Annotated in this window: 27 protein-coding genes and 1 pseudogene; 11 read left to right on the top strand and 17 right to left on the bottom strand. The window is 62.1% G+C overall.

What is annotated here, in order from left to right:
- Positions 1–10 precede the first annotated feature (10 nt).
- The 5 genes from AWB70_RS25340 to AWB70_RS25360 are packed head-to-tail and all read left to right on the top strand — an operon-like array spanning position 11 to position 5,517.
- Entirely contained in the window at positions 11–1,693 is a 1,683-nt protein-coding gene (locus tag AWB70_RS25340) for an AMP-binding protein (protein ID WP_053568201.1), read from the top strand.
- On the top strand, positions 1,690–2,166 hold the full coding sequence (locus AWB70_RS25345; protein WP_053568200.1) for an acyl-CoA thioesterase: 477 nt from the start codon (positions 1,690–1,692) through the stop codon (positions 2,164–2,166). Before AWB70_RS25340 ends, AWB70_RS25345 begins: the two co-directional genes overlap by 4 nt.
- Entirely contained in the window at positions 2,163–2,945 is a 783-nt protein-coding gene (locus AWB70_RS25350; protein ID WP_053568199.1) for a maleate cis-trans isomerase family protein, read from the top strand. Before AWB70_RS25345 ends, AWB70_RS25350 begins: the two co-directional genes overlap by 4 nt.
- 10 nt (positions 2,946–2,955) lie before the next feature.
- Positions 2,956–4,107, top strand: coding sequence for an FAD-dependent monooxygenase (locus tag AWB70_RS25355; protein ID WP_053568198.1), 1,152 nt, complete (start codon positions 2,956–2,958; stop codon positions 4,105–4,107).
- Between the two features lie 21 nt (positions 4,108–4,128).
- Complete coding sequence (locus tag AWB70_RS25360) at positions 4,129–5,517, top strand: MFS transporter (protein ID WP_053568197.1); 1,389 nt, start codon at positions 4,129–4,131, stop codon at positions 5,515–5,517.
- A gap of 26 nt (positions 5,518–5,543) precedes the next feature.
- Here the strand turns inward: AWB70_RS25360 and AWB70_RS25365 are convergent, their stop codons facing one another.
- The 5 genes from AWB70_RS25365 to AWB70_RS25385 are packed head-to-tail and all read right to left on the bottom strand — an operon-like array spanning position 5,544 to position 11,405.
- Positions 5,544–6,713, bottom strand: coding sequence for a serine hydrolase domain-containing protein (locus AWB70_RS25365; RefSeq protein ID WP_087086341.1), 1,170 nt, complete (start codon positions 6,711–6,713; stop codon positions 5,544–5,546).
- A 2-nt stretch (positions 6,714–6,715) separates the two neighbouring features.
- Complete coding sequence (locus AWB70_RS25370; protein ID WP_053568195.1) at positions 6,716–7,891, bottom strand: serine hydrolase domain-containing protein; 1,176 nt, start codon at positions 7,889–7,891, stop codon at positions 6,716–6,718.
- A 15-nt stretch (positions 7,892–7,906) separates the two neighbouring features.
- Complete coding sequence (hydA, locus tag AWB70_RS25375) at positions 7,907–9,313, bottom strand: dihydropyrimidinase (RefSeq protein WP_053568194.1); 1,407 nt, start codon at positions 9,311–9,313, stop codon at positions 7,907–7,909.
- Between the two features lie 11 nt (positions 9,314–9,324).
- The gene (locus tag AWB70_RS25380; protein ID WP_014191417.1) at positions 9,325–10,053 is read right to left on the bottom strand and encodes a maleate cis-trans isomerase family protein; all 729 of its coding nucleotides are present in this window, start codon (positions 10,051–10,053) and stop codon (positions 9,325–9,327) included.
- A gap of 53 nt (positions 10,054–10,106) precedes the next feature.
- Positions 10,107–11,405: an MFS transporter gene (locus AWB70_RS25385; protein ID WP_014191416.1), complete on the bottom strand. Its 1,299-nt coding sequence runs from the start codon at positions 11,403–11,405 to the stop codon at positions 10,107–10,109.
- A gap of 216 nt (positions 11,406–11,621) precedes the next feature.
- Between AWB70_RS25385 and AWB70_RS25390 the strand changes: the two genes are divergently transcribed.
- A complete protein-coding gene (locus tag AWB70_RS25390) occupies positions 11,622–12,281 on the top strand; it encodes a GntR family transcriptional regulator (RefSeq protein WP_053568193.1) in 660 nt (219 codons plus the stop codon).
- A gap of 264 nt (positions 12,282–12,545) precedes the next feature.
- Positions 12,546–12,890, top strand: a complete 345-nt coding sequence (locus AWB70_RS25395) for a hypothetical protein (protein ID WP_143281702.1) — start codon at positions 12,546–12,548, stop codon at positions 12,888–12,890.
- 10 nt (positions 12,891–12,900) lie between these two features.
- Here the strand turns inward: AWB70_RS25395 and AWB70_RS25400 are convergent, their stop codons facing one another.
- Together AWB70_RS25400 and AWB70_RS25405 are read right to left on the bottom strand one after the other, a co-directional pair.
- Positions 12,901–14,352 (bottom strand): ATP-binding protein, encoded by a 1,452-nt coding sequence (locus tag AWB70_RS25400; protein WP_053568191.1) that lies wholly within the window; start codon positions 14,350–14,352, stop codon positions 12,901–12,903.
- Positions 14,349–15,008: a response regulator gene (locus AWB70_RS25405; RefSeq protein ID WP_045450563.1), complete on the bottom strand. Its 660-nt coding sequence runs from the start codon at positions 15,006–15,008 to the stop codon at positions 14,349–14,351. Before AWB70_RS25405 ends, AWB70_RS25400 begins: the two co-directional genes overlap by 4 nt.
- A gap of 172 nt (positions 15,009–15,180) precedes the next feature.
- Between AWB70_RS25405 and AWB70_RS25410 the strand changes: the two genes are divergently transcribed.
- Together AWB70_RS25410 and AWB70_RS38450 are read left to right on the top strand one after the other, a co-directional pair.
- Positions 15,181–15,687: a cytochrome b gene (locus AWB70_RS25410; RefSeq protein WP_235024344.1), complete on the top strand. Its 507-nt coding sequence runs from the start codon at positions 15,181–15,183 to the stop codon at positions 15,685–15,687.
- Positions 15,688–15,798: 111 nt separating this feature from the next.
- Positions 15,799–15,879: pseudogene (locus AWB70_RS38450) on the top strand (winged helix-turn-helix transcriptional regulator); the annotation flags it as partial.
- A 329-nt stretch (positions 15,880–16,208) separates the two neighbouring features.
- Here the strand turns inward: AWB70_RS38450 and AWB70_RS25420 are convergent.
- From AWB70_RS25420 to AWB70_RS25435, 4 genes are all read right to left on the bottom strand, one after another.
- A complete protein-coding gene (locus tag AWB70_RS25420) occupies positions 16,209–16,640 on the bottom strand; it encodes a DUF6691 family protein (RefSeq protein WP_053568189.1) in 432 nt (143 codons plus the stop codon).
- A 1-nt stretch (position 16,641) separates the two neighbouring features.
- Positions 16,642–17,076, bottom strand: coding sequence for a YeeE/YedE family protein (locus tag AWB70_RS25425; RefSeq protein WP_053568272.1), 435 nt, complete (start codon positions 17,074–17,076; stop codon positions 16,642–16,644).
- 347 nt (positions 17,077–17,423) lie between these two features.
- A complete protein-coding gene (locus AWB70_RS25430) occupies positions 17,424–18,251 on the bottom strand; it encodes a universal stress protein (RefSeq protein ID WP_053568271.1) in 828 nt (275 codons plus the stop codon).
- A gap of 41 nt (positions 18,252–18,292) precedes the next feature.
- Positions 18,293–19,132, bottom strand: coding sequence for a universal stress protein (locus AWB70_RS25435; protein ID WP_053568188.1), 840 nt, complete (start codon positions 19,130–19,132; stop codon positions 18,293–18,295).
- A 298-nt stretch (positions 19,133–19,430) separates the two neighbouring features.
- Between AWB70_RS25435 and AWB70_RS25440 the strand changes: the two genes are divergently transcribed.
- A complete protein-coding gene (locus AWB70_RS25440; RefSeq protein WP_053568187.1) occupies positions 19,431–19,901 on the top strand; it encodes a hypothetical protein in 471 nt (156 codons plus the stop codon).
- Between the two features lie 136 nt (positions 19,902–20,037).
- Complete coding sequence (locus tag AWB70_RS25445; RefSeq protein ID WP_014191408.1) at positions 20,038–20,340, top strand: hypothetical protein; 303 nt, start codon at positions 20,038–20,040, stop codon at positions 20,338–20,340.
- A 41-nt stretch (positions 20,341–20,381) separates the two neighbouring features.
- On the opposite strand, the gene AWB70_RS25450 is transcribed toward AWB70_RS25445, so the two are convergent.
- The 6 genes from AWB70_RS25450 to AWB70_RS25475 all read right to left on the bottom strand — a co-directional run bounded on the left by AWB70_RS25450 (position 20,382) and on the right by AWB70_RS25475 (position 25,390).
- A complete protein-coding gene (locus AWB70_RS25450; RefSeq protein ID WP_053568186.1) occupies positions 20,382–20,858 on the bottom strand; it encodes a DUF3564 family protein in 477 nt (158 codons plus the stop codon).
- Positions 20,859–20,881: 23 nt separating this feature from the next.
- A complete protein-coding gene (locus AWB70_RS25455) occupies positions 20,882–21,172 on the bottom strand; it encodes a c-type cytochrome (RefSeq protein WP_075644219.1) in 291 nt (96 codons plus the stop codon).
- A gap of 207 nt (positions 21,173–21,379) precedes the next feature.
- Positions 21,380–22,168: a fumarate/nitrate reduction transcriptional regulator Fnr gene (gene fnr / locus AWB70_RS25460; RefSeq protein ID WP_045450556.1), complete on the bottom strand. Its 789-nt coding sequence runs from the start codon at positions 22,166–22,168 to the stop codon at positions 21,380–21,382.
- 198 nt (positions 22,169–22,366) lie between these two features.
- Positions 22,367–23,020 (bottom strand): response regulator, encoded by a 654-nt coding sequence (locus tag AWB70_RS25465; protein ID WP_014191404.1) that lies wholly within the window; start codon positions 23,018–23,020, stop codon positions 22,367–22,369.
- Entirely contained in the window at positions 23,017–24,384 is a 1,368-nt protein-coding gene (locus AWB70_RS25470) for a PAS domain-containing sensor histidine kinase (protein ID WP_235024345.1), read from the bottom strand. The genes AWB70_RS25465 and AWB70_RS25470 overlap by 4 nt, the downstream gene beginning before the upstream one ends.
- A gap of 157 nt (positions 24,385–24,541) precedes the next feature.
- The gene (locus AWB70_RS25475; protein ID WP_053568183.1) at positions 24,542–25,390 is read right to left on the bottom strand and encodes a universal stress protein; all 849 of its coding nucleotides are present in this window, start codon (positions 25,388–25,390) and stop codon (positions 24,542–24,544) included.
- Positions 25,391–25,413 lie beyond the last annotated feature (23 nt).

A 25,413-nucleotide genomic window follows, 5' to 3' on the forward strand; every position in this document is an offset into this window, starting at 1 on the left:
GACACCCACCATGAGAGGCATCTTTCATCCGATCGACGGCGTGATCTATTGTCCGCCCGAGCTTGCGCAACGCTATTTCGAATCGGGCGCATGGCGCGACATGACGCTCGGCGACGCGCTGCGCGCCACCGCCGCGCGCATGCCCGAGCGGCCCGCCTACATTTCCGACGAAGCCACCATCACCTTCGCGGAACTCGACGCGCGCAGCGAGCGGCTCGGCGCAGCGCTCATCGAAACCGGCCTTGTGCCGGGCGATCGCGCGATCTTCCAGATGGGTACGACCATCGACACGGCCGTTGCGCTGATGGGCGCCTACAAGGCGGGCATCGTGCCGGTGTGCGCGGTGCCGCAGTATCGCGAGGTCGAGATCGGCCAGCTTGCGGCGCAGTCCGAACCGCGCGGCTACTTCGTGCAGGCGGATTTCTCCGCATTCGATCTCGTCGGCTTCGCGCGGCAGATGTTCGGACGGATCGCATCGCTCGAACAACTGATCGTTGCGCGCGGCAAGGGTGAAGAGGGCGCTCACGCGATCGACGCGCTCATCGAGTCGATGCCGCTTGCGCGTGCGCGCGCCCTGCTGGCCGATATCCGCATCGGCAGCGAGGACGTGCTGAGCTTCCAGCTTTCCGGCGGCACGACCGGCGTGCCGAAGATCATCCCGCGCTTTCATGCGGAGTACATCGGCCACGCGCTCGACTGGATGCGGCATATCGGCATGAGCGAGGCGAGCCGCATGATCTGGTCGCTGCCGCTGCTGCACAACGCGGGTCAACTGTATGCGCTCGTCTCGACGGTCGCCGCGGGCACGACGACCGTGCTGATGCCGCGCGTGGACATCGCGCGGATGCTGGAACTCATCGAAACGCATCGGGTGACGCACGGGCTGTCCATCGGGCCGGTCGCGCCGCAGATGATCGCGTATCAGGAGATCGCGCGGCACGATCTGTCGTCGCTGCAATTGTTCGGCACGATGAGCCGCGCCGATTCGCTCGAAGCGCATCTCGGCGTGCCATGCTTCAACCTGTACGGCACGACCGAAGGGCTGCTGCTCGGCGCGGGTCCGGCGCATGCCGCGCGCTTGCGGCACTTCACGCAGGGGCTGTCGGGCAGCGCGGCCGACGAGATCCGCGTGCTCGTGCCAGGCTCCGACGATCCCGCGCCCGACGGCGAGGCGGGCGAGCTGTGCTTTCGCGGACCGTCGAGCCTGCGCGGCTACTTTCGCGCGCCCGAGGCGAGCGCGCAGACGCTGACGTCCGATGGCTTCGTGCGCACCGGCGACATGGTGACGCAAAGGGTCATCGACGGCGTACGTTGCTTCGCGTTCGAAGGGCGGCTGCGCGACAACATCAATCGCGGCGGCGAGAAGATAGGCTGCGAGGAAGTCGAAGCCTACGTGAGCCATCATCCCGCGGTCGCCGACGCGAAGCTCGTCGCCATGCCCGATGCGCTCTACGGCGAGAAGGCCTGCGCCTATCTGATCCTGCGTGCGGACCATGCCGCGCCCACCGTGCGGCAGCTTGCCGATTTTCTCGTCGCGCAGGGGCTCGCGAAATTCAAGTGTCCGGAGCGCATCGAGATCGTCGACGAGTTTCCGGTGACGCGCGTCGGCAAGGTCGACAAGGCGGCTCTGCGCCACGACGTCGCCGCGCGTCTCGCCAATGAGCATGCGGCTCGTGCCAGGGAGGACGCATGATCTGCACCGAATACGTGGCCGGCACGCAACCGTTCGTCGTGCGCCGCCGCGTGCGCTGGGGCGAATGCGATCCGGCGGGCGTGGTCTACACGGCGTCGTTTTCCGATTACGTCATCTCGTTCGCCGAGCTGTTCTACGGCTTTCTCTTCGATGGCGCGCCGCAGGCGGTCAAGAATCATCACGGCTTCGGTACCCCGACGCGCGCGCTCGAATTCGATTTTCGCCGCTCGCTCAAACCCGACGAAACCTTCGACGCCACCGTGGAAGTCGATGCGATCCGCACGCGCACGTTCACGCTGGTCATCACCGCGCGCATGGCCGATGGCGAGATCGCGTTCATCGCGCGTCTCACGCCGGTCTGCATCCGCCGCGACGCGCGCGAATCGATCGAGATGCCCGCCGTCTTGCGCGACGCGCTCGAAGGATATCGGTCGCGGTGTACAGAACAACCTTACGCTGGAGAAACGCAATGATTCAGGCAGTGTCCCGAACGTATCGAATCGGCCAGATCGTGCCGAGCTCGAACACGACGATGGAAACCGAAATCCCCGCGATGCTGCGCGCGCGGGAAGCCATCTTGCCCGAACGCTTCACGTTTCATTCGAGCCGCATGCGCATGCATCGCGTCGTCAAGGAAGAACTCGAAGCGATGAATCGCGAGGGCCTGCGCTGCGCGGCCGAACTCGCCGATGCGCGCGTCGACGTGATGAGCACCGCGTGTCTCGTCGCGATCATGGCGATGGGGCCGGGCTATCACCGGCAGGTCGAGGAAGACCTGCGCCGCATCGCACGCGAGAACCATTGCGAGGCGCCCGTGATGACGTCAGCCGGTGCGCTCGTCGCCGGTCTGAAGGCGATGGGCGCGCGCAGGATCGCGCTGATGGCGCCGTACATGAAGCCGCTGACGGCGGCGGTGGTTGCGTATATCGAAGAGGAAGGCATCGAAGTGCTGGATGCGCTTTCGTTCGAGATTCCCGACAACCTCGAAGTCGGCCGACGCGATCCGCTGCAATTGCTCGACGACGTGAAGCGCCTTCGTATCGCGAACGCGGATGCGGTCGTGTTGTCCGCGTGCGTGCAGATGCCGTCGCTCGCGGCGATTCAGACCGCGCAGGACAGGCTTGGCGTGCCGGTGACGTCGACGGCCGTCTGCACGACGCGTCAGATGCTCGATCATCTGGGCCTAGCGCCGATCGTGCCGAATGCCGGCGCGCTGCTCGGCGAGACCGCATTCAATTGTTCTGAATATTAAGGAGTACACCATGAAAATCGCGGTGATCGGCGGCGGCCCCGCCGGACTCTACTTCTCGATGCTGATGAAACAGCGTCATCCCGGCGACGAGATCGTCGTTCATGAGCGCAACGAGGCCGGTGCGACATACGGCTGGGGCGTCGTGTTCTCCGATGTCGCGCTGAGTTTTCTGAAAGAGGCCGACGAAGCGTTCTTCCGCAAGTTCACGGCGCATCACGAGCGCTGCGACTATATGGAGGTCGTGCATCGCGGCGTGCCGGTGCGGCTGTCGAACAATCATTTCTCGCGCACATCGCGCATTGATTTGCTGACCGTGTTGCGAGAGGCGTGCCGCGATGCGGGCGTCGATGTGCGTTACAACAGTTGCGTGAACGATCCGGCCACGCTTGACGATTACGATGTCGTCGTCGCCGCCGATGGCGTGAACAGCGAAGTGCGCGCGCGTCTTGCCGAGCACTTCCAGCCGAGCTTCGACGAACGGCGCAACAAGTTCGCGTGGTACGGCACGACGCGCCTGTTTCATCCGGTGTCGCTGATTTTCCGCGAGACACCGCACGGCGTTTTCATCGCGCATGCGTATCAGTACAGCAAGACGCATTCGACGTTTCTCGTCGAAGTCGATCCGCAGACGTGGCAGCGTTGCGGGCTCGATCATGCGACCGAAGACGAGAGCCGCGCGTTCTGCGAAAACGTCTTCGCCGACGACTTGCAAGGCGAGTCATTGCTGACCAACCGCTCGCAATGGTTCCAGGCGAAAGTGGTGAGCAATGCGCGCTGGTCGCACGGCAAGGTCGTGCTGCTCGGCGATGCGCTGCGCAGCGTGCATTTCTCGCTCGGCTCGGGCACGCGCATGGCGATGCAGGACGCCATCGCGCTCGCGGAATCGCTCTCGTTGCATCGCGATGACGTTCCCGCCGCTTTCGCCGCCTTCGAGGAAAGCCGAAGGGACGCGTCGAACCGCTTTCAGGATGCGGCGCGCAAGAGTCTCGACTGGTACGAGTCCGTCGATACGCGCATGAATCTCGATCCCGTGAGCTTCGCCTACGACTACATGCGTCGCACCGGGCGAGTCAGCCACGCAGACCTGCGCGAACGCGATCCCGCGTTCATCGAACAGGTCGAGGCCATTGCCGCATGCAAGGCTCAATCCGCGCACGCGTGAGCATCACTTCAGGGAGACTTCATGGACGCTTACGAATCGCGGCGCGAGCCGCTGGATGTGCGCGACATCATCGACCATGCGCGCGTGTCGCGCTTTCAGGTGATGATCGGCGTGCTGTGCTTTCTGATCGTCGCGCTGGATGGATTCGATATCGCGATCATCGGCTTCATCGCGCCGCATGTGCGCAGCGACTGGAACCTGTCCGTGATCGCCCTCGGACCGCTCTTTAGCGCTGGTCTTCTAGGGCTGATGATGGGCGCCTTTCTGAGCGGCCCGCTTGCCGACCGCATCGGGCGGCGCGGCGTGCTGATCCTGTCGGTGGCGTGGTTCGGCGCGGCGTGCCTCGGATCGGCGGCGGCGCCGAATATCGAGTGGCTGGTCGTGCTGCGCTTTCTCACCGGATTCGGACTCGGCGGCGCGATGCCGAACGCGATCACGCTCACATCCGAATTCAGTCCCGAGCGGCGGCGCGGCACCTTGCTGACCTTGATGTTCTGCGGCTTCTCATTAGGCTCCGCGCTCGGCGGCGTGGTGACAGCGTATCTCGTCGCGGAGTTCGGCTGGCGCGGAGTGCTCGTTATCGGCGGACTGCTTCCGTTGATGCTCGTGCCCGTCCTGTGGTTCGCGTTGCCGGAATCGGTGCGCTTTCTCGCGCTCGGCAAGGGGAACGAAGCACGCATCGCGGCTATCCTGAAGCGCGTGGCGCCGGATCGCGCGGCCGCCGACACGCGCTATTTCACCTCGGGCGAACGCGCCAGTGCTTCGCCGGTCGCTCGTCTCTTCGATGCGGATTATCGGCGCGGCACGCTGCTGCTGTGGCTCGCGTTCTTCATGAGCCTGTTGCTGCTGTACATGCTGATCAACTGGCTGCCGATACTCGGCGCGAGAGCGGGCTTGTCGCTCAAGCAGGCGTCGGTGTTCGCGGGCCTGCTGCAAGGCGGCGGCGTGCTCGGCGCGATCGTGCTGGGCGTCCTGATCGACCGGTTCGATGCCTACAAGGTCGTGAGCGCGGCGTATCTCGTCGGCGCGGCCGCGGTGGCATCGCTGGCGGCCGCGGGCTCCGCGTGGTGGCTGGCGGCGGGCATCTTCGTGACGGGGTTTTGCGTGAGCGGCTCGCAGGTCTGCGCGAACGTCATCGCGTCCGGCTTCTATCCGACATCGAGCCGGGCGACGGGCGTTGCGTGGGCGCTCGGCGTGGGGCGCATCGGCGCGATCGCCGGATCGTTCGGCGGCGCGTTGATGTTGTCGGCGGGCTGGTCTAATGCCGCGCTCTATCTCGTTCTGGCGTTGCCCGCGGGGCTTTCGGCCGTCGGCATCTTCTGCGCGGGCGCCTGCCGTGCGCGAGCGAAACCGATTTCGCCCGATGCGGACGGCGCGCTCGACATGCCTCGCGCTGGACTTGGATCGTAGTTGCACCAACCAGATGGGCGGATTCGTTACCTCGGCATATCCGTTGGATCAACCTGCGCGCCGGGTATGCCTTGCGTCTGCGCACTGACCGCGAGCTCGCGATCCATCTGCGCGCGAGCTCGCGCGGACGGTTGCGCATGACGCCGGTTGTCGAGTGCCGGAATCACATAACCGTTCACCATATGCCGGAATTGCTGAAGGTTCTTCGCGTCGCGCAATCCGCCATCCACCGACATCACGCTCGTCATCACGATCACGGTGTTGCGCTTGGGCAGCACTGTGATGAATTGCCCCTTGAAGCCCATGGCGTCGAACTCCGGCTCGCTCTGCACGACGTTGTTGATCCACCAGTAATAGCCGAAGTACGGCGCGACCGCGGGCGATGTCATCTGCGCGATCCATTCCTCAGGCACCACCTGGCGGCCCTGCCAGCGGCCATGATCGAGCACGAGCATGCCGATCTTCGCCATGTCGACCGCGCGCAATCGCAAACCCCAACCCGCCGAGACGAGACCCGAGCGGTCGGCGCGTTCCCACACGGCGTGCTTCATGCCGAGCGGACCGAAAAGCTTCGCCTGCGCGTACTGTTCGACCGGTTCGTGCGCGGCTGCACTCAGCATCGCGGCGGCGAGAATCGGATTGATGTCGGTGTATTCGAACTGCGAGCCGGGCGCGGCCTTGGGACTGGTTTCCGCCGCGAGCTTCAACCGGTCCGGCGCGGCGTAGTAGATCGGATCGTCCTTCGGCCTGAAGTCGTAATGCAGCCCGCTCGACATCGACAGGAGGTGCTTCAGTTCGACATTGCGCTTGTCGGCGAAATCGGCGCGCAAGTCGGGACGCCACGCGGCGAGGCGGGTCGCGACCGAATCGTCCAGACTGACCTTGCCCTGGGCGATGAGCATGCCCGCCACCATCGACGTGACGGACTTCGTCACCGAGTACAGCTCGTAGTTCGAATCGCGCGATGCGCCCGCGCCATAGCGCTCGAAAATCAGCTTGCCGTCTTTCACGACGAGCAGACTGTAGATATCGAGCTTCTCGTCCCGAATCCACTGCGAGAGGCGCACGAGTTCGTGCGAATCGACATTCGCATCTTCGGGCTGCGCCTGCGCGAGCCCGGCTTCGTGCAGCGGCGCTGCCTGCGCGCTCGCAAGCGAGATCGCGACGACGCCCGCGAACAGCAAAGGTCCTTTCATGGTCACGTCTCCGGCGTGTCGTTGAATGCGGCTGCCGTGCCGGGCACGCCTTGCGTCTTGTTGCTGCGTTCGAGCTCGTTCTTCAGCGCTTCGGTCTTCGATGCCGTGACGACCGGGCGCGTCGCCGGCGTCAGCGCGGGCAGAATGAAATCGTTGACCATGTGGCGATATCGATTGAGATACGTCGCGTCGCGCAGGCCGCCATCGGTCGGAAGAAGACTCGTCATCACGACCACCGCGTGCTGCTTCGGCAAGACGGTGATGAACTGCCCCTTGAAGCCCATCGCGCCGAATTCAGGCTGGCCCTTCTCGACGACATGCTGAATCCAGCAGTAGTAGCCGTAATCGGCGGCGGCGGGTGAGGGCGTCGTCATCTGTTCGATCCATGCCTGAGGCACGATCTGTTTGCCTTGCCAGCGGCCGTTGTCGAGCATCAGCATGCCGATCTTCGCCATGTCCACGGCGCGCAGCCGCAAGCCCCAGCCGCCCGCTACAGCGCCGGTTTCATCGACGCCGGTCCAGCGGTAATGCGACATGCCGAGCGGCTCGAACAGCCTCTTCTGTGCGAAACGGTCCTCGCGTTCGTGCGCGGCCACGCTGACGGCCGTGCCGACGAGCACCGGATTCACGTCGATGTAATCGAAGTCGGTGCCGGGCGTCTTCGCCGCACGCGCCGTCACGGCCACGCGCAGGCGATCCGGGGCGCCGTAGTAAAGCGGATCGGTGCCTTCGCGCGTCTGATAACTGAGGCCGCTCGACATCGACATCAAATGACGCAGTTCTATGTCCTGCTTGTCCGCGAGTTGCGATGCGAGATCGGGTCGCGCCCTGGCGATGAGCGGCGCGACCTTCATCGACGGATTCAACTTGCCTTCGCCTTCGAGCACACCGACGAGCAGCGACGTGATGGTCTTCGTGACCGAATACAGCTCGTAGTTGTTGTCGCGCGTGAGACCGTCGCCATAACGTTCGAACACGATCTTGCCGTCCTTCACGACGACGAGACTGCGCACATCCATCTTGTCCGCACGCATCCATGCCGACATGCGCACGAGCGGCGCGGAATCGACGCCGATGGATTCGGGCACGACCGTCGGCATGTCCTTATCCGCCGCGTGCGCCGCGTGCGCCGTGATGCACAACATCGCCGCTGTCAGCGATAACAAACGTAGCTTCATCGCATGCTCCTGATGTCATTCGAGATTAGGCTTCCCCGCGGGCAGGAACCGTCCGCGTCCGGCTTTCACGTCGAGGAGCCTGCCGTCTTCGACGAGCAGTTCGCCGCGCGAGAAGCAATGGCGCGGCCATCCCGTGACTTCAATACCTTCATACGGCGTGTAATCGACCGCGTGATGCAGCGTCGAATTGGCGATGGTCACGCGCTTTTCCGGGTCCCACACGACGATATCCGCATCCGCGCCGACCGCGATGGTGCCTTTCCTCGGATAGAGGCCGTAGAGCTTCGCTGGCGCAAGCGCGGTGAGATCGACGAACTGATGCAGCGAGATGCGCCCGTCCTTCACGCCCTTGAAAAGCAGCGGCAAACGCGTTTCGAGGCCGGGAATCCCGTTCGGAATGTGATCGAACGATACTTCCTTGCCGCCAGGCTTCTTGCCTTGCGGATCGTCATAAGAGAAGGGCGCATGATCGGACGACACGAGCGAGAACACGCCCTGGCGCAACGCTTTCCACACGGCGTTCTGATTCGCCGGGTCGCGCGGCGGCGGGCTGCAAACGCACTTCGCGCCTTCATATTCGCCGTGCCCGAGATCGTCGGCGGTCAGGTACATGTATTGAGGGCACGTCTCAGCGAGAATCGGCAGTCCGCGCGACTGGCCCCAGCGAATCTGCTCGATCGCATCCGCGCCGGATACGTGCACGATGAGTATCGGCACATCGACCAGTTCCGCGAATGCGATCGCGCGATGCGTCGCTTCACGTTCGACGACAGCCGGCCGCGCGAGCGCGTGTGCGTGCGGCGCGTGCAGGCCCTTGCCTAACAATCGCTCGGTGAGCCAGCCGATGCAGTCGGAGTTCTCCGCATGCACCATCACGAGCGCGCCATGCTCGCGCGCGACGGTGAGCACGTCGAGCATCTGACGGTCGTTCAGCTTGAGATCGTCGTAAGTCATATAGACCTTGAACGACGTGTAGCCGCTTTTGATCAGACGCGGCAATTCTTCCGCGAGCACATGCGGCGTCGGATCGGCGACGATCAGATGAAAACCGTAATCGATCATCGCGCGTCCCTCGGCGCGGCCGTGATAGTCGTCGACGGCGGCTTGCAGCGATTGCCCCTTTGCCTGCGCGGCGAACGGGATCACCGTCGTCGTGCCGCCGCACAACGCGGAGCGCGTGCCGGTGAGAAAGTCGTCGGCCATGCGCAGGCCATCGGGCATCGGCTGATCGAGGTGACAGTGGCCGTCGACGCCGCCCGGCAGCACCAGCATCCCGCTCGCGTCGAGTTCGCGCGGCGCGCCCGGCAGGCCTTGCCCGAGCATCGCCACGCGGCCGTCGCGAATGCCGATGTCGCACGAAAAGCGGTCCGACGCAGTGACGACGTCGGCGTGACGAATCACGAAATCGAGATCGTTCGACATGGCATGTCCCTTTAGATGACGTCGCTGAAGAGACGCCCCCAGCCCTTCACGCTGCGCGTGTCGTAGTCAGCGAGTTGCAGCGATTTCCATACGACCGTCGTGATGGTGTCGTAGATCGGAATGCCGGTTTCTTCTTCGAGCTCGGGCACGAGATGCGCAGCGTTGAGGTTCGTGCAGAAGATGGAAATCGCGCGCGGCTTGTCCTTCGCCACTTCGCGCACCATGCGGCGAATTTCGTCAGGCTGCACTTCGGAGAACGAGAAGTTGACCTTCAGGTTCAGATGCCGCTCCGCGATGCAGTCAAGGCCTTCGCTGCGATAGTTCGCGATGATCTTCTCCTGCACGTCGTCGAGGTAAGGCGTGACGAGGCCGAACTCGCGCGCATCGGTCTTCTTCAGTATTTCGTTCAGCGCGAGAACCGAAGTCGTCGCCGGAATGCCCGTCGCTTCCGTGATGCGGCGGCACAGGCGCTCGTCGGCTTCGAAGCCGAGCCAGCCCGACGACGTGCCGTTCCATGCGATCACATCGACTTTGGCATCGGCGAGCAATTGCGCCGCCTGCAGGATTTTCGAATCGTCGAACTGGCCGAGCGCGTGATCCGCGAGCGAGATCTCCGTCACCGGAAAGCGCGCGAAATGCGCGGACACGCCGGGCAAGCCCGAAACCATCGCGCTCGTGAGCGGTTCGAGCGACGTGTTGGACGAAGGCGTGAGCATGCCGAGCAAGGTGCGTTTTTTCATCGTGATATCTCTGGTGTGAATTGAGCGAAGCGTTGCTGCATTGGCGATTCCGCTTACACGGGAATCTTCTTTTCGTAATCGATGGCGCTGGAGCACAGAAGCAAGCCGACGCCGGCCGCCGCGAAGAACATCAGCGCGAGAAAGTAGGAGTGCGTGAACTGCACGATCGCGCCGACGATGATCGGCACCGCGATGCCGCCAATGTTGCCGCCGAGATTCATGAAGCCGCCGAGAAAGCCGATCTTGTTGCGCGTGCCGAGCGACGACGGAATGCACCAGTAGAGACCGCACCAGCGCAGGAAGAAGAGCGTCGAAGAGAGCAGGGCGACGACCGCCACGGCATTCGTCACATACGCCACCGAGAAGATCGACACCGTTGCGATGACCGCCGCGATGCTGAAAAGCGTGCGCATCACGACATTCGGACGTCCACCGGCCGCCTTCCATTTGTCCGCGATCCATCCGCCGATCAGCTCGCCGACGAAGCCGCTGAAGAAGATGATGAAACTCGAACCGCCCATCTGCTTGATGTCGAAGCCGTGAACCATGTGCAGGTAGTTGGGCATCCACGTGAGCAGGCCGTAGAACACGCTGTTGAAGCACATCCAGCCGAAAAACATGCACCACACCGAGCGGTACTTGAAGAAGTCGCGTGAGCGGCCGGAGAGTGACGACGGTTCGGCGGCGGCGTCGCGGGCGTGCGATTCCTCGATATACGCGGCTTCGAGTTCGTTGACGCCCGGATGCTCGCGAGGGGTATTGCGCACGTAGGACCAAGCGAGGATGCCCGCGAGCACCGTGCCGATGCCCGCCACCGCGAACGCGAGCCGCCACGAGCCGAGCATGGCGATGAGGCCGGTGATCAGGATCGCCCCCAATGCCGCGCCGAGCGGTGCGCCGCCGTCGAGCAGCGTGGCGCCGCGGCCGCGCTCGGTCTGCGTCATCCAGATCGCGTTGAGCTTGCCGCCCGCCGGGTAGATCGGCGCTTCGGATGCGCCAAGCCCGAGGCGCGTGAGCAGCAGGCTCGGCGCGTTCGTGCAGACCGCCGCAATGGCCTGGAAGAAGCCCCAGAAGACGGTCGCGGAGGCGATCACGATGCGCGGCTTGAAGCGGTCGGCGAGCATGCCGCCGGGAATCTGCATGACCGCATAGGTCCAGAAGAACGACGAGAGGATGAGGCCCTCCATCGCCGGACCGATGTCGAACTCCTTCGAAATGAGCGGCATCGCGACCGACAGCGACGCGCGGTCGATGTAGTTGATCGCGATGAGGCTCAGCATGACGACGAAAATCTTCCAGCGGACGGTGGACTTGCCCACCGTCATTGCGGCAACACCGGATGTTGAAGACATGAACGGGCTCCTGGATAGGCGGATGTTTTCGTGACGTCGCGCAACGTTGGACAGAGTATAGGATTAGAAATTTATAATTACAAACAGTGTAAACGCTTGGTTTTATTGAAATTTGACTGGCACGATCTCGGTGCAGGGTTTTCACCAACTTCGTGATAAGCTTGCACTACGATGAACCAGACGAACAAAAATCCCCTTCTTTTGCGCACCCGCGGCATGGCTGCGGAGATCGCCGCGCGCCTGCGCGTCATGATCGACGAGGGCGAACTGCCGCCCGGCGCGCGCATCGACGAAAAGGAACTGAGCACGGCCTTCGACGTTTCGAAGACCCCATTGCGCGAGGCGCTGAAGGTGCTGACCTCGGAGGGGCGGGTGACGCATCGGCAATACATCGGTTATCGCGTGGCCGAAATCGACCTCGACGATCTCGCCGCGACTTTCGAACTGCTGCATGGTCTCGAAGCGATGGCGGGTGAACTGGTGAGCCGGCGCATCACGGATAACGAAGTCGCGGCGATCGCGGCCCGGCATCGGCGCATGGTCGAGTATCACCAGGCCGGCAAGCGGGTCGAATACTTCAAGCTGAATCAGCAGATCCACCAGGCGATCGTCGACGCCGCGGCCAATCCGGTGCTCGCGGGCGTGTATTCGACGCTCATGTCGAAGGTGCATCGTGCGCGCGGCGCGGCCAACGCGGATACCTTGCGTTGGGCGGAGTCCGCGAGCGAGCACGAGGCGATTCTTGCCGCGCTCGAAGATCCTGCGCATCGCGATTTGCCGCGAATTCTGCGTGAGCATTCGGAGAACACGGCGCGCGAGGTGCTGGATGTGTTGATGCGCTCGCAGGAGGACCCGGTTTCGGGCAGGACGGCATGACCTGCAGGTGGACTCACCCGCGCTAAAAAGAGCCGCTTGCACGAAGAAGCGGCTTCAGACTGCTGACCAACCCCACGTTTTCTCGACGTGGGGTTTTCTTTTTCAACTGAAGGCGATTTGAGCGCTCGGTGCATCGACGCGCACTTGTCTGCGAGTCCTCATATCCCGCCACTCTTTTAAGCTTTGCTTCAGGTTCGATTCCCTAGCATTCATTCTGCGAAGTCCATGTTGCGACGTGCGTTGATGAGGGGAGTCAAAATGAGCATGAGTCGCACTACCGTTGATATGCTGCGCGCCTATCTCATGACCGCTTCTATTGTGGCTGTCTGTATCAACGGAGGCATTGTGATTGCGGTTTTGATCTTTCACATGTCCGACACCATCTTTGAAGGCTCCTTGTTCCGGCTTATCGCGGTATGCAGTCTCGCCGTTTCCATCATGGCTGTCAGGCATCGAGCAATGCGAGCGTTTCGGCGAGCCCTCGAATGTCAGAATGTCTTCGACGCAGGCTTCGGCCGCCCCGTGCTCGTCGATAGCAGTTGTCCCTCACTTGCACTCGTGATTCTCTATCTTCGTCTGGCCCGCAAGGAATTTGTCATTCGACGTTAGGTGAAGGGCGTCACGCCACTGCTGTGCGGTCGTCGTGAGCAGACGGGTTGCTTGAAGAGACCGGCAGATTGCTGGAGCTTGGGGCGACGGGGAACGTAACCAAAACCCCAAGCCCTTGTCCGTTGAGGCCAGTGTCGAGCCTCATCTCGCTTCCGCATCGACTTGCAATACGGGAAACGATAGACAGGCCCAATCCGCTGCCACTTGCTGTCGCAGACGAGCCCCTGAAGAATCGGTCGGTCAGGCGGTTCATCTCCTCAGGACTTACGCCAGGGCCATCATCACGAACTGTCAAACGAACCGATTGCGCATCCATGCCCAGGTTGAAATCGACCATCCCTCCGGTCTTGCCATACTTGATCGCATTGTCGAGCAGATTGTCGACTAGCACCCGCAGGAGAACCCGGTCCGCGTAGACCTCCGCTCGTTCGTCGCCCGAGATTCGCAAACTTATCGACTTGTCATGGGCCGCCTGCCGTCTGAAGGCTATCGCCTCGGCAACAACATCGCGAAGTGCGAGCTTTGACACGTTGATCCCGGCCTCCTCATCGAGACGCGCAAGCAACAGCAATTGCTCGACGAGACGAGCGCTCCGGTCTACCCCAAGAACCACCCGCTCAAGCGCCAGACGTTGTTGACCCGCATCGTCCGAAGCCATGGCGACCTGGGCCTGCACTTTGATGGCGGCAAGGGGTGTCTTCAGTTCATGCGCTGCATCGGCCGTGAAAGTCCGCTCTCGAGCGAGCGACATGCGTAGACGCTCGAGGAGGCCGTTCGTTGCCGCCACGACCGCGCTAAATTCGCTCGGCGACCGCGCAATTTCAATAGGGCGAAGATTCCGGCCGTCTCGAGCCTGTACTGCCTTCGAGAGCGACGCAAGGGGTCGCAGGCTAAACCCGATGCTGAACCAGACCAAAGCCATCATGACGGGAAGGATGAGGAGAACGGGTCGTGCGATGCGTGCCGCCACGCCGCTTACAAGGTCGCTCTGTTCGTTGACAGGTTCCATGAGGCTGATGGTTCTCCCGCTTCGGGCATCGCGAGCGGTGTATAGCAGCCACCTTCCGTTTGCCGCATCGACCTCCGTGATTCCGTTAGTAGGATAGGCGGCGAAGTCGCTAACGGGAAAATCGCTGCTTCTGGCGATCGTACCGCCATCCGGCCCGATGACATGAACGTGCACAAACCGGTCGCCGTAATCAGAATCATGTTCAACGGAACGAGCATGATCGGGAATCTCGTTACGGGCATCGATACCATGCGCTGCCAACTTTGCCAGATCGTCGGCGTCAAGTCGGGAAAGCAGCGGAACAAGCTGGATCAGTCGCGTTTCATCCCACTGGGTCACTTCATGACGCGCCGCGTGGAAGCTCCATATAAACATTGCGGCCCACGAGAGCCCGACACTCAACAGGACAAGCGACATCAAACGGTTTCGAATCGACGGCTGTCTCGAGTTCATGGTTTCTCCATCACGTAACCCACTCCACGAATGGTTCGAATTGCGTCCATGCCGATTTTCTTTCTGAGCCCAGAGATATAGACCTCGATGGCGTTGCTCTCCACCTCCTCATTCCAGCCGTAGATGCTTTCCTCGATTTTTGCCTTGCGTTGCGGTTCGCCAACGTGCACGAGCAGGTGAACCAGTACGCTGAATTCGCGTGAGGTGAGTGGGAGGAGCGCATCACCCTTCATGACGGTCATCGCCGCCGGATCCACGGTCAGGTCGTGCCATACGAGCTTCTCTGCGGCGCGGTTCTGCGAGCGTCTCATCAACGCGCGACAGCGCGCGATGACCTCGCCGAGGTCGAAAGGCTTTCCGACATAGTCGTCGGCGCCGGCGTCCAGTCCCGCTATGCGGTCCTCGGCGGTGTCCCGCGCCGTCAGGACGAGAACGGGTACGAGGTTGCCTTCTGCCCGCAACTGAGCGAGCAAACTCGTTCCCGTAAGACCGGGCAGTCCCAAGTCGAGCACAACCATGTCGTAGTGCGTCGTCGACAGCGCAAGTTTGGCGTGGCGTCCGTCTTTCGCCCAGTCGATCGCGAATGATGCATTGCGCAGACCTGCTTCAAGGCCGCTGCCAATAAGGTCATCGTCTTCAACCAACAGGATGCGCATGTTCGTTCCACCAGGTCTGCAACCAGGATTTCCGTCGGTAGTCTAAGGGGTTAGTCTTTCAATGCAGGCACAGGCCTTTAAGGTTGTCCTCAGGTAGGCCGCGCTAATATCGGCGCCTTCGCCTTTACAGGGAGTCGGACGCAAAGTGGTTGAGAATCATTCGCAGAGTTACGTGTACAGTCCGGTCGCCCGTGTTCTCCACTGGCTTATCGCCGGTCTCATCCTGGCTCAGTTCATCATCGGTTGGACGATGCCGGACGTGCATCGCGATACGTTGCCGACTGGGGAGATAGCGTGGCACTTGAGCGTGGGTGCGGCGATTGTCGCAGCCATGGTACTTCGAATCATCTGGCGCGTCACCCATGCGCCGGAACCGGCCAAGCTCTCGCCCACACTGATGTTCGCATCAAAAGCGACTCACTTGCTTCTGTACGGCTTGCTTCTTGCGGTGCCGCTTGCGGGATGGGCAAATGCGTCGGCACGTGGCTGGATGGTGAACCTGTTCGGCATGCTGCCTTTTCCGGCGCTTGCCGCGAAAGGTTCATCCGTTGGAATGGCGCTGGGGGACATTCACAGCGTGCTCGCGTGGGTATTGTTTGCGGTAATTGCTTTGCATATTGCTGCCGCCTTCTTTCACCGCTTTGTATTGCGTGACTCCGTGCTTCGACGCATGCTCTGATTCTGATTGAGGTTCAAAAGGGCACAGTCGACGTAGCCGGGCCGACAGGTTCGGCAGTTGTGCAATCCGATTTATGAGTTCGGGCGGCCAGTCGAATGATCGGCGGCACGCATCACGAACGCCGAACTGGCGCGAGCCAGCGATATGTCGACTACGCCATGCTTCAATCGAGTTCGTGTCCTTGAAAAGCTCAGGCCCGGCGGGTGAGAGTGGGCCATCTTGATGCGTCGCGTTATTCAACGGTGAAATCTCGTAGCAGGCGCGCACTAGATCCATGGATGTCTACCCATGTCTATCGTGCAAAGCACCCACCGAAGAGGACCACAGCATGGCACTCATAGCTGCGACATCGCCTAGTGGCAATGTCCATGTCCATCCATCGCGTCAAGACCCGCCATCACGATTAGCGTAATGAAAAGTATGGTCGGTTTCATTGGATGAAACTTCCGCGTAGTCAAACTGCGCCTGATTGCGCCATTTACGTAAGACGGGCGGCGGTGCTCAAGTAAACGCGTAGCATCTTAGGCCTGCTGCCGCGTCAGCTTTGCACGCTCGATGAACTCGAACACCATCATGCCGCCGAGCATCGCGCCCACGAAACCCCACGCCTTCGGAAAGCCAGCGCCCATTGCGACCAGTGCGGGCCCCGGGCAGAATCCTGCAAGCCCCCAGCCAACGCCGAACACCGCGCTTCCCAGCACAAGTCTCAACGTCACGGAGGTACCGGCAGGAATCTGCATGGGCAGACCCAGCAACGATATTTTGCGGCGCTTCGCAAACAGGAACGCGATAGAGCCGACCGCTATCGCCCCTGCCATCACGAATGCGAGTGACGGGTCCCATCGTCCCGCGAGGTCGAGAAATCCCAGCACCTTCGCTGGATTGGCCATTCCGGAGACCATCAGGCCGACGCCAAACAGAAGCCCGGACATTAAAGCTGCGAGCAAGCCCATTTCAACCTCCCAGCAGATGTCGGGACACAAATACGGTCAGAAAACCACTTGCCATAAACGTTGCCGTTGCGACAAGTGACCGGATGGACCCCCGCGAGATGCCGCAAACACCATGACCGCTTGTGCAACCGCTTGCGTAACGCGTGCCGATGCCAACGAGAAAGCCCGCGACAAGTACTACGCCCCACCCAGCCTGGATATCCGGCGCGACCGGATTCCCGAGCAGACTTGCCAGCACAGGTGCCCCGATCAGCCCCGCAAGAAAAGCGACACGCCAACCCACATCTTTCTGCGGCGCGCCCAGCAGGCCACCGAGAATGCCGCTGATGCCGGCGATACGTCCGTTGAACAAAACAAGCACAGCAGCCGCAGCGCCAATCACCGTGCCGCCAGTCATCGACAGGACGGGCGTGAAACTCGCGATATCAATCGACATGGCCATCTCCGCATCTTCATTGAGCACATTCATGACCGCGAGCGCTTCTGTGCTCGCGATGGAATGAAGAATACTTTTTCCTTCCCGGCGTGTCTCGACAAGCGCGTTGGTTTCGCTGAGTGAAAAGCAGAAAGTCTTAATCCAGGTCAATCAGCCACGGTGCTCTCGGTCATAACCTGAACGCTCGGACCAATACTCGTGAGCTGATGCAATGAGCAAGATTCTGGGGTTAGTCGGTATCGCCGTGCTGATTGTGATCATTATCGGAGTCGCGGTCCTTGAGTACACGATCTGGAAAAACGCCGACTGACAAGACATCGCTGATATCCGCCGGCTTGAGGCCGTTTTCAGTGCGACAGCAGAACCGGCAGCGTCGAAGTCTCCAGCAGAGTGCGCGTGACCCCGCCAAGCACCTGTTCGAGTCCGCGCGAGTGGGCATAGGCACCCGCGACAAGCACGTCGGCGTGCACGCTGTTCGCTCTTTCGAGCAACGTCATCCCCGTGTTTTCGCCGCGAAGGCGGGGCGTCGATGAAAAGCTCGCACGCACGCCTTGACGCTCGAGATAGGCAGCGATCTCGATGCCCGCGGGCGCTTGCTCGTTCCGATTGCGCTCGACGGTCATGACCTCGACGAAACGCGCGCGACGCAGGACGGGCAGCGCGTCGGCGACTGCGCGAGCGGCTTCCCGACTGTCGTCCCACGCGATGGCCACATTCTCACCGAGCGTCCCGATGTCGCCAGCGCGCGGTACGAGCAGCACCGGGCGGCCGGAAGCGAACACAATGTTTTCCACAAAGTGTCGGGCGATGAAGGCCTCGGGATCGTCGGCGTCGTCCTGTCCGAGTACGATCACATCGGCATGGCGGCCATGCAACGTAGCCGCATCGTGCACGGCGCCGGTCGGCGCACGCCACTCCCCGATGACGCCGGCTAGCTGTGCTGCGTGCTCGAACGCCGCACGTGCGTTGTCGCAAGAGATTCGAAGCGTCTCTTCACGTGCAAGGCGCACCAGCGGCTCCTCCAGTTCGAACAGGTGACGAGCCAGATCCTGGCACACCAGGTAGAGCCCGACGACGTGGCCGTCGAAACGACGAGCGATGTCCAGCGCCAAGCGCGTGCGCGTCTCGCAACGGCGGCTGTTGTCCAGATGCACAAGAATGGTTTTCCAGTTCATGATGCCGTTTCCCTCGAAATTGGTCCCCCGCGTCATGAAGGTCAGTGAGACATCAGGACGGGCACAGTCATCGCCGCGAGGAACGTTTTCGTTGCGCCGCCGAGCACGAGTTCCTGCCATCGTGCATGTCCGTAGCCGCCCATCACCACGAGATCCGCCCCCAGGTCCGCAGCCCGGGACAGCAGCAATTCGCCCGCGGATGTGTCTGACGTGATGCCGGCCGACAAAACTTCGGCCTTGACGCCGTGACGCGCGATGCACGCAGCGATGTCCGCGCCCGGAATCGGGTCGCCGCGCGCTTCGCCTCGGGCCGTATCGATGCTGACGATCGAGACACGCTCGGCTCCCTTGAGAAAGGGCAGCGCATCATGCACGGCGCGTGTTGCTTCCCGGCCGCCATCCCACGCGATCATCGGATGTTGGCCGATTGAAGAGAAGAAGCCGGTGTACGGGAGGAGCAGGACCGGGCGGCCAGAGGAGAGAACGACCGTTTCCGGGAAGTGATCGCCGACGTAGGATTCAGGGTCGCTCGGATCGTCCTGGCCCGCAATCACGAGATCTGCGCATCGTGCATAGCGCGGAACAGCATGGTTCGCCCGCTCATGCGTTTCGACCCATTCGCCCGACACGGCCGCGCGCTTGATCTCCGCATGAAAAAGCCGCTCGATCGCGCCGCGCTGCTCACTGCGCATGGCCGCGTGCTGCTCGTAATATCCGGCGGTGCCCGCCATGACTTCGAAGGCGCGCGGTGCGGGCTCGAAGACGGCAAAGAGTCCGATGACATGCGCGTCGAAGCGCCTGGCCAACTGCAACGCGGCTTCCAGTCTGGGGTGTGCGCGCACGCTCGTGTCGAGGTGCACGAGAATCGTTTTATAGCTCATGCCTGACTCCTTGAGTCGAGACCTGCAAACGTGAACTGACAGGCACGAGTCTAAGGAGGCGGCGCGGCGACCCGGTTGACGCAAGTCAATCGCACCGTGCTTTGTCGGCGTGGCATGCGGGATGACCTGCGCGTGCTGCACGAGCTTCTCGCGCCCGAAGCTTCAAAAGCGGTCGAGGCAAAGCCCCCGCTTCGGTGAATCTGCTCGAACACGGCGCGCTTCGCTGAGCCAGATCAATCGGCAAACGATCCGGGCCGGTATCGTCCTTTCATCAACGGAAAGAGGAACGGAGCCGAAGATGAAGAGGCGGGCTATCTGCGCAATCTTGCTGGCAGGTCTCGGCGCGTGCGCATCGGAAGCGCGTTGGACTCGATTCGAGCAGACAGAAGCAGCGCTTATGCAGGCGCGAGAGTTCGCGTCGGTCGACTGTTCCGGCATCAGCGAGTGTACGCAACGTTGGGAACGCACGCGCCAGTATGTCGCGCGTTACTCCGCCACGCGCATACGACGTGCGGACCAGGCCCAAATCGAAACAGGACGGCCGCTCGAAGCCGGCGTCGTCTATCTATGGGCCACGCGCACCGCAGTGGAACCGGGAAGCGAGCGCGCGCGAATCAGGCTCAAAGGAATGTGCAAGGGCATGTACGGCATGGACGGTGGCCCTGGTTTGCTCTACACGCAATGCGCCGCTCAGATCCGTAGTATCGAGACGAATTTTCGTGGCTTCATCCTGGCGCCTCTCGTGGGACCGGCGGACGATGCCGCGTGAACGCACACAAGTTGATGTGGGTCAATTCAGGGCAAGCGTCGAAAGCAGAGGATGGGTAACGTTGCAACGTATGTGTCGAACGCCAGGTCCATCAGGCAAGCTGGCAACGAAAGCAGTCAGCGGGAGAGAAAACGTCATGGGCCTCGGAATGCAAATCGCCTATCAAGGCTTCATTGGTAACAACAACGTTGAACGCGAAGCTGGCGTCGAGCTCGTGAGGCTCGAACGCGCCGCGCAAGACATCGCCAATTGCCATCTCACGATCGAAGCGTATCGCGACGCGTCGGGGGACCGGCGATACGATGCGAGACTCGATCTGGTGACTCGTGAATTCAACCTGATTCCTATCGAACGGGGTTCGGACGCGGATGTCGGGGTGGCCATTCACCAGGCATTCGACAATGCCATGCGTCTGCTTCGGCAAAGGCGCAATGGGTAAGCGCTTTTGGGCTGACGCTTTCGAGCGGGTCCGAGCCCATCTCACGTTGCAAACGAGCCGGGATCGCCTAGGCACGCACTGCCGCCGTTAACTGCATCTGGCTCGTCGGAAAAAACCTCGTGCTCGGCAACGATGCTCTCGCGATCGACGCACTGCACATGCCAGTGGCCGCTGTCCAGCGGACGAGGTTCGCTGGTTGCGCCGCATCCGAAGTAATCGGCGCGGCCTCTTTGCGATTCCCACTTCTTATCGGCAACGTTTTGAAGTTTGCCTTCCGCAGAGCGCCCGTCGCCCGTTGTGCTCAGCCGCAACCCGTGAAGCATAAGAAGCGCATTCGACGTGGCCGCATCGAGCAACAGCGTGCCGCCAGCTTCGGACTTCCACGTTCCCCACACTGGAATGTCGAGGCACTCGTGTCCTTCGCGCGACCAGCGTCCGTTTTCCCGGTCGAGCCACAGCACCGCAAACGCGGCGTCGCCGGTGTGGTTGAATGCATCGAGCTTGATGGTGATACGCATAGCCGATTTCCTTTGAGAGCGTGTCAATGGCGCAGAACCCATTCGATGAGCGTATGCGCGTCTTCGGGCGAGAGCGGGCCGCCGCGCTCTGCGGGCGAGGGCATGGCCATGTTGCCCCAGTGTGCTCGGCCGCCTACACGGAGCTTATGTTCGAGCATGATCCGGGCATCCGGGTTATCGCGGTAACGGTTCGCGATCTCCTGGAACGACGGAGCGAGGAAAGGCGCATCGATGGTGTGACAGAACATGCAATGCTGCTGATCGATAAGGGCAGTCGGCTCGGACTGGGCGAGCGCTCGCGAAGCGAAGAGCAGCAACCCGGCAAGAAGCGCAGCCAGCGCGACGTGGCGGGCGCGAACATGGACGACGTGTGACCGGGCGTGCGAGTCGGGAGGAAGGAGAGTGAGCATGGCGCATAAACGGAAGGGGGACACTGTGATGATGCGAGCGTGCCCGTCCCGGACCGTTGACCTGAATCAATGCTTGTCACGCGCCAAGCGCGATCACTGAAGCGGCCGCGCTCACACGCTTTCGAGACCTGCCTGATCCAGGATTCGCACTTCCTTGCCACGCGCATCGACCACGCCGGCCTTCTGCAGCTTCGAGAACATCCGGCTCACCGTCTCCAGCTTGAGGCCGAGATAACTGCCGATCTCTTCGCGCGTCATGCGCAAGACGAACTGAGCGGGTGAATAGCCGCGCGCTTTCATGCGCGTCGAAATGTTGAGCAGAAACGCCGCGACCCGTTGCTCGGCCGTCATCGTGCCGAGCAATAACATGAGGTTGGACTCGCGCACGATCTCGCTGCTCATGAGGCGATGCACGTGATGCTGGATCGTCTTGACCTCGCGGCAAAGCAGTTCGAGGAGGTCGAACGGGATGATGCAGACCACACTGTCTTCGAGCGCGATTGCATCGCATCCGTGGTGATCCGAGCTGACGCCGTCGAGACCGAGCGCATCGCCCGCCAGGTGAAAGCCCGTGACTTGCTCATTCCCGTCACGATGCACGACCACCGTTTTGAAGCAGCCGCTGCGCACCGCGTAGACGCTCTGGAAGTCGTCCCCGGTCCGGTACAGCGTCTCGCCGCGCCGCACGGTTCGCGTCGAGCAGATGATCTCATCGAGCCGCTCACATTCGTCTGCCGAAAGTCCGCTCGGCATGCAGACATCCTGCATCGAGCAGGTTGAGCAACGCACGGCCTTGCGTGCCGCGGGAGGCCGAGAGACATCCGCTATCTGGAAAGCGCGGCGCGGTGCGGGAGCTTCCGATCGCCGGCCGAGGGACCGGCCTTCGTTCACTGGGAACATGCTGTGTCTCCTGTCGAACTGGGGGGCGCGCGTACGGGCCAGATGCCGGGAAGCTCAGCCTCTCGATGCGCGGCGGATGAATCCATGCATCGAATTATTGGCCGCGCCATCTTAAAATTAAATCGGCGATCGCGGAAAGTTCGGTAGGGATTTCGGCAGGCGTGTAGGGAAATCCTGACGGATCATTGACCGCAGGACTCAGGCGTCGTCGGTGTCATCATCGAAAAGTTTGTGACGCACCGCATAGCGCACCAGCGCCGCCTCGTGCGGCATCTGCATCTTTTCCAGAATGCGCGCCTTGTAGGTGCTGACGGTCTTCGCGCTCACGGAGAGCGTCTCGCTGATCCGATTGATGGATTCGCCCGCGCAAAGACGGCGAAACACCTCGAATTCCCGGTCCGACAGGCGTTCATGCGGCAACGCGCCGGCCGGTTCGGTGAGGCTTTGCGCGAAGCGCTCCGCCATCGCTACGCTCACGTATGCGCCACCTGCGGCCACCTTGGTGATGGCCGCAAGCAATTCCGCGCTCGCGCTCTCTTTGGTCAGATACCCCGATGCGCCGCCCTTGAATGCGCGTGCGGCATATTGCTGCTCGGCGTGCATCGTGAGCACCAGAATGCGCAGCGCGGGTATCTCGTCCTTGATCTGCTTGAGCAAATCGATGCCGCTTCGGCCCGGCATCGACAGATCGAGCACCAGGACCTGCGCTGGTGTTGAGCGCACCAAGGCGAGCGTGCTCGCGGCGTCGCTGGCTTCACCGGCCACTTCGAAATCGCGGGCGTTGGCGAGGATTTGCCGTAGCCCGTCGCGCACCATCGCGTGATCATCCGCAATCAGCACTCTCGTGGTCATGGTTGCGCTTCCTTGTTTCGCACCGCCTCGCGCGGCAGGACGACTGTCAGCACGAAGCCGTTTTCCGGCATTGAATCGATGAAGACCCGGCCGCCTAGCGCGTTGACCCGTTCACGCACGCCGAGCAGGCCGAAGGATTTGCTGTTCGCGGCCGGCAAGGCCGAGGCGCCGATGCCGTCGTCCCCGATACGCAGCACGCAATTGTCGCTGTCCGCACGCAGCGACAGATCGACATGGCTCGCATGCGCATGCTGCACGACATTCGTCAGCCCTTCTTCGATGATACGGAAAATCGCCGTCGCCGCGTCGGCCTTGAACGCAATTTCGCCGGTCTCGATGCTGTGTTCGATGCCGATTCCGTGACGTTGCATGAAATCGTCGACGAGCCAGTCGATGGCCGCCTGCAATCCGAGGTCGTCAAGCATGACGGGCCGCTGATGCGCCGCGATACGTCTGAGCGATGCGATGTTGCGATCGATCAGACCGACCATGCGTTGCAACTGCGTGCCAACGTCCTCATTCAGCAACGTATGTGTGCCAAGCTGCGCGTGCAGTGCGAACACGTTCATCTTGAGCGCGCTGAGCGTTTGTCCCAGATCGTCGTGCAGTTCACGTGCGACCCGGGTTTTCTCCTGCTCGCGAACATCCTGGAGATTCGCGGAGAGCGCGCGCAATTCCTCGCGTGACTGCCTGAGCGCCGCGTCCGCTTTCACGCGCTCGGTCACGTCGCGCAGAATCACGGTGAACAGCTTCTCATCGTCATCTTCGACCTGCGATATCGATGCTTCGATGGGAAATTCCTCTCCGTCGGCGCGCAGTCCGTACAAGACGCGCTGCGGGCCCATCTGACGATCCGAGACACCGGTCTTGCCGAACTGCCGAACCTGATGTTCATGCCCCGCACGGTAACGTTCGGGGATGAAGCGCGACAGCGGGCCGCCGATGGCATCGCTCGCAGCACACTGAAAAACACGCTCCGCCATCGGGTTGAACAGGAGAATGCGCTGCGCCGAATCGATCGTGATGATGGCGTCCGTCGTAGACCGGATGATGCTCTCGAGTCGAGCGTGGCTCATGCTTGTCCGATCCACGCCCACCTGGACGGCGCGTTGCCTGCCAAGGACAAAAATGAGGCTCGCGAGCAGCAGGGCGGACACTGCCGCTCCCGCGAGCAGCCACGCGCGCGCCGACGCGGCAAAGGTGCCGATGGGACACATCAAGAGAAGCTGCTGGATGCCAATCCACCACACGCCGAAGAGCGCCGCACCCGCGAGGATTCCGTATGCAATCACTCTGTACGACGGGGCCTGGGGGACGGCCGAACCGTTCGCCTGCGCGGAGTTGTGGCCTGCGATTTTGCTCATGGTGGCCTTGGACGAACGGCGGTCAGCCGCCCGTGCTTGCGTATCGAAAGACCGCACGGTAAGGGAATGGCGAGTTCATTATATTTCCAGATCGGCGTATGCGGCGCACGCAAAGGCGTCCGCGATGCGACTCGTCGAAGCGTGGAAGCGGTTTCGTTCAATGCGACATGAGGACGGGTACCGTCATCGAGCGCAGCATGGTTCGTGTAGCGCCTCCGAGCACGACTTCCTTCCAGCGAGCATGGCCGTAGGCGCCCATGACGATGAGATTCGCACCGACGCCTTGCGCCTCCGAGATCAGCGCGTCGCCCACGGATGCGTCAGCGGTTTCGTCGGTTGCGCCGGTTTCGCGGACCGTCACATGCACGCCGTGCCTCGCGAGCGTCGACGCGATATCCGCGCCGGGGATGCGGGCGCCGGTCTGCTCGCGTTTCATCGCATCGATGGCGACGAGTGTGACTTGCCTGGCTTCCCGCATGAACGGCAGCGCGTCGTGCACCGCTCGCGTGGCTTCCCGGCTGCCGTTCCAGGCGACCAGGATGTTGTTGCCCACGTTGGGAAACACGCCTGAATAGGGAACCAGCAGCAGCGGTCGTCCCGCCGTCATGACGAGCGTCTCGGCAAAATGATCGGCGATATGAGTATCCGGATCGTTCGGATCGTCCTGTCCGGCGATGACCAGATCCGCGCACCGTCCGCGTCGCGAGACTTGCTCACGCGGACGTGTTAGCTCATCGATCCACTCTCCGGAAAGGCCCGCGCGGGCGAGGCCGGCATGAAACAGACGCTCGAGCGCTTGGCCACGCGCCTGCCGATCGCTTTCGAGCTTTTCGTACCATCCGGCGGAGCCCGCCATGACGCCCCAAGGCGATGGCTCGGGCGTGAACGTCGCGTAGATGGCGGCAAGGTGCGCCTTGAAACGCTTTGCGATCGAGAGGGCGCTCTCCAGGCGATACGTGGCGCGCTCGCTTGCATCCAGATGGACGACGATGCTCCTGTAGCTCATCGGAGACTCCTGAAGCGGATTGC

This window comes from Caballeronia cordobensis (assembly GCF_001544575.2).
Lineage (GTDB): Bacteria > Pseudomonadota > Gammaproteobacteria > Burkholderiales > Burkholderiaceae > Caballeronia > Caballeronia cordobensis.